Genomic DNA, 3651 nt, shown 5'->3' with positions numbered 1-3651 from the left:
TAACGGTGTATATGGAAAGGAGCCTACCGATGCAAAGCTATCTTTCTCTTTTTCTTTTAGCTTTCACGCTAAGTTTGGATAGTTGTAGTGTGGGACTAACTTACGGGCTTAGAAGGCTGACGATTTCGTTTAGATCAATTTTGGTTATTTCACTCTGTTCAGCAGTAGTGATGCTAGTAAGTATGACAATTGGAAATATTATGATTCATGTGGTTTCTCCAATAGTTGCGAGGCAAGTAGGAGGATTAGTACTCGTTGGAATTGGCGCTTGGGTGCTGTACCAATATTTTAGTCCTGACAGTAAGGAAGAAACCATTACAGATGAAAAAACGTTGTGGAATATAGAAATCCCTACACTAGGCATCGTGATACAAATATTACGAAAACCGACTGTTGCTGATTTTGATCAGTCCGGTACGATTTCTGGTATGGAGGCGTTATTATTAGGTCTTGCACTGTCGCTAGACTCGTTTGGGGCAGGAATAGGAGCATCTTTGTTAGGTTATTCATCGTGGCTAATGGCTTTACTCGTTGCCCTTATGAGCGGGAGTTTTTTATTTTTGGGAATGAAAATAGGGGCATGTCTCCAAGGCAAGACATGGATATATAATCTTACGTTTCTTCCAGGTATCCTTTTAATTATTATAGGAATTTGGAAAATGTAAATTGGATTAGATGATATGGACAGGACCATTTTTCTAGGAAATGGTCTGTTTTTCTATGTATTATTGTAATGATACGTTTTTTGTGTAGGGTAACGTATAATGGATGGTAAGAAATATGCATATAGAAGGAGAGCAGGATACATGACGATAGTGATTGGATTAACAGGAGGAATTGCAAGCGGGAAGAGTACTGTATCTGACATGCTTAAAAAGCTAAATATTCCGGTAATTGATGCGGATGTTATCGCAAGAGAAGTCGTTATGCAGGGGAAACCCGCATACAAAGAAATTGTACAAGCATTTGGTGCTGACATTTTATATGAGGATAAATCGATTAATAGAAAAAAATTAGGAGATATAGTTTTTCAGGATGATCAAAAAAGAGCCATACTAAATAGAATTGTGCATCCTGCTGTGCGTAAGGAAATGATTGCTAAAAAAGAGGAATACATACGAAAGGGAGAAACTGCTGTAGTGTTAGATATTCCTTTACTATTTGAAAGTAGGCTTACATCACTTGTTCACAAAACGCTTCTTGTCTATGTAGATCAACACACACAAATACATCGACTTATGGAACGAAATAATTTTACAGAAGAGGAAGCACGTATGCGTATTTCATCGCAGATGCCGCTTGTGGAAAAACGAAGTCTAGCAGATGAAATTATTAATAATAATGGCACATTAGAAGAGACTAGGTTACAATTATTACGAGTATTAAAGCAATGGAGTATTCTATAGTAATAATTTTTTATTTTTATGAAAATATTTAGTGCTTTCTTTTCTTTTTGTGCTATACTAATACTGATAATAGGGAGTAATAGTATAACGCAATCAAGGGGGATAACATATATGATTCGTGTGGCAATTAACGGGTTTGGACGTATTGGGAGAATGGTGTTTCGCCAAGCCATTAAAGAAAGCGCATTCGAAATCGTAGCGATCAATGCGAGCTATCCGTCAGAAACGTTGGCACATTTAATTAAATACGATACCACTCATGGTCGTTTTGATGGTACGGTAGAAGCATTTGCAGATCATTTAGTTGTGGACGGAAAAATTATTCAGCTTCTAAACAACCGTAATCCACAAGAACTTCCTTGGAAGGAACTAAGCGTTGATATCGTAATTGAAGCTACAGGAAAATTCAATGCTAGAGAAAAAGCAAGTCTTCATTTAGAAGCAGGGGCTAAAAAAGTAATTATTACAGCACCTGGTAAAGATGAAGATGTGACGATTGTTGTTGGTGTAAACGATCATACACTTGATTTAACAAAACATGATGTTATTTCAAATGCATCTTGCACAACAAATTGTCTTGCGCCCGTAGCTAAAGTTCTTGATGAAAAATTTGGGATTGATAATGGTCTAATGACTACGATTCATTCTTATACAAATGATCAAAATAATATTGATAATCCACATAAAGATTTGCGCAGAGCACGTGCTTGTGCACAATCTATAATTCCGACTACGACTGGTGCAGCTAAAGCATTGGCTAAAGTGTTACCACATTTAAAAGGAAAATTACACGGAATGTCACTTCGTGTTCCTACTCCAAACGTATCACTCGTTGACCTTGTTGTAGATTTAAAGCAAGATGTAACAGTTGAGCAAGTGAATGCAGCATTTATTGAAGCTTCACGTGGCTCTTTAAAGGGAATTGTAGCATTCTGTGACGAACCACTTGTATCTTCTGATTTTAACACAAATACTCACTCTTCCATAGTGGATGGTTTATCTACTATTGTTATGGGTACTCGTAAAGTAAAGGTTTTAGCTTGGTATGACAATGAATGGGGCTACTCACGTCGTGTAGTAGATTTAGTAGGAATTGTTGCAAATAAACTCGAAGCTTATTCTAATGTTCAACATGCATAAGATGAATTAGTTTGTCTCTTTTGAAAAAAGAGACAATGTATAGAAATTACGTGCGGTATGAAACTTTCAAATAAAACAACGTGAAGTAAAAGCTCTTTAAAAAATGGGAGTATTGCTTTAGAATGAAAAGAGGTGTATTATACGCCTCTTTTTTCTTTTTTTGATAATGTTAGCTAGATGCCTCCGAATTCATGGTAATATGGAATCATTTTCTTCCAAGAAGAATGGTTAGGCTATTACTTGTTTTTTTATTGTACAGCAGGAGGAGTTTTACATGAGTATTATGGGAAGAGTAAAACAAAATGCTAACAAGGATATGAGAAACACATAGTAAACAATTACGAAGTCGTTATTATAAAGTGAATAAAACACAAGCTATGAAAGTAGTAGAACAACTACTATTGGATACAAGGGGTTGCTATATCACGTTTGTTTCATCATACAATTGTATGGAACATTTGGACAAGGATCTGCCTTGTATCGGTACGTTATTAGCTGAGTAGATGAAGTACTTATGGAACGATTAGATTAGGTTAAGGAGTGATGATATGCGTTGTCCCGCTTGTTTTCACAATGGAACGAGAGTATTAGATTCCCGCCCAGTTGATGAAGGGCGCTCCATTCGAAGACGACGTGAATGTGAGAAATGTCTGTACCGCTTTACTACTTTTGAAAAGGTAGAAGAAATGCCTTTAATAGTGGTGAAAAAGGAAGGTACACGTTAATAATTTAGCAAAGAAAATATTTTAAGGGTATTAATTAAAGCCTGTGAAAAACGGCCGGTTTCGTTAAAGCAATTAGAAGAAGTGACGCAATCTGTAGAACGGGGGCTGCGAAATGCAGGCTCATCAGAGGTTAAAAGTGAAATAATTGGAGAAATGGTAATCGAGGCTTTACGTGATATTGATGAAGTAGCATATGTGCGGTTTGCCTCCGTTTATCGACAATTCAAAGATTTAAATGTGTTTATTGATGAATTAAAAGACATACTGCATAAAGAACGAAAATAGAAGAAACTGCATGTATAACGTTAGATTACACTTGTAGAAAGGATTTGCAGGCATGGAAAGACAATCATGGATGGATTTGCTTCCAATTGACCGGT

The 3651-nt window shown here is 36.4% G+C and carries 3 protein-coding genes and 1 pseudogene; all 4 read left to right on the top strand.

Going from position 1 to position 3651, the window contains the following annotated elements; all coding sequences use genetic code 11:
- The first annotated feature begins 29 nt into the window (after window positions 1-29).
- Entirely contained in the window at window positions 30-665 is a 636-nt protein-coding gene (gene ytaF / locus AC11ZT_RS06660; protein ID WP_484058846.1) for a sporulation membrane protein YtaF, read from the top strand.
- Between the two features lie 141 nt (window positions 666-806).
- Complete coding sequence (coaE, locus tag AC11ZT_RS06655) at window positions 807-1406, top strand: dephospho-CoA kinase (RefSeq protein ID WP_484058845.1); 600 nt, start codon at window positions 807-809, stop codon at window positions 1404-1406.
- A 111-nt stretch (window positions 1407-1517) separates the two neighbouring features.
- Window positions 1518-2546, top strand: coding sequence for a glyceraldehyde-3-phosphate dehydrogenase (locus tag AC11ZT_RS06650; protein ID WP_484058844.1), 1029 nt, complete (start codon window positions 1518-1520; stop codon window positions 2544-2546).
- Between the two features lie 548 nt (window positions 2547-3094).
- Window positions 3095-3556, top strand: a pseudogene (nrdR, locus tag AC11ZT_RS06645) (transcriptional regulator NrdR).
- Window positions 3557-3651: the final 95 nt, after the last annotated feature.

It is taken from the genome of Ectobacillus sp. (assembly GCF_056992975.1).
The sequence above is the reverse complement of the archived record's forward strand: the minus strand, read 5'-3'. Positions and strand labels throughout refer to the sequence as shown.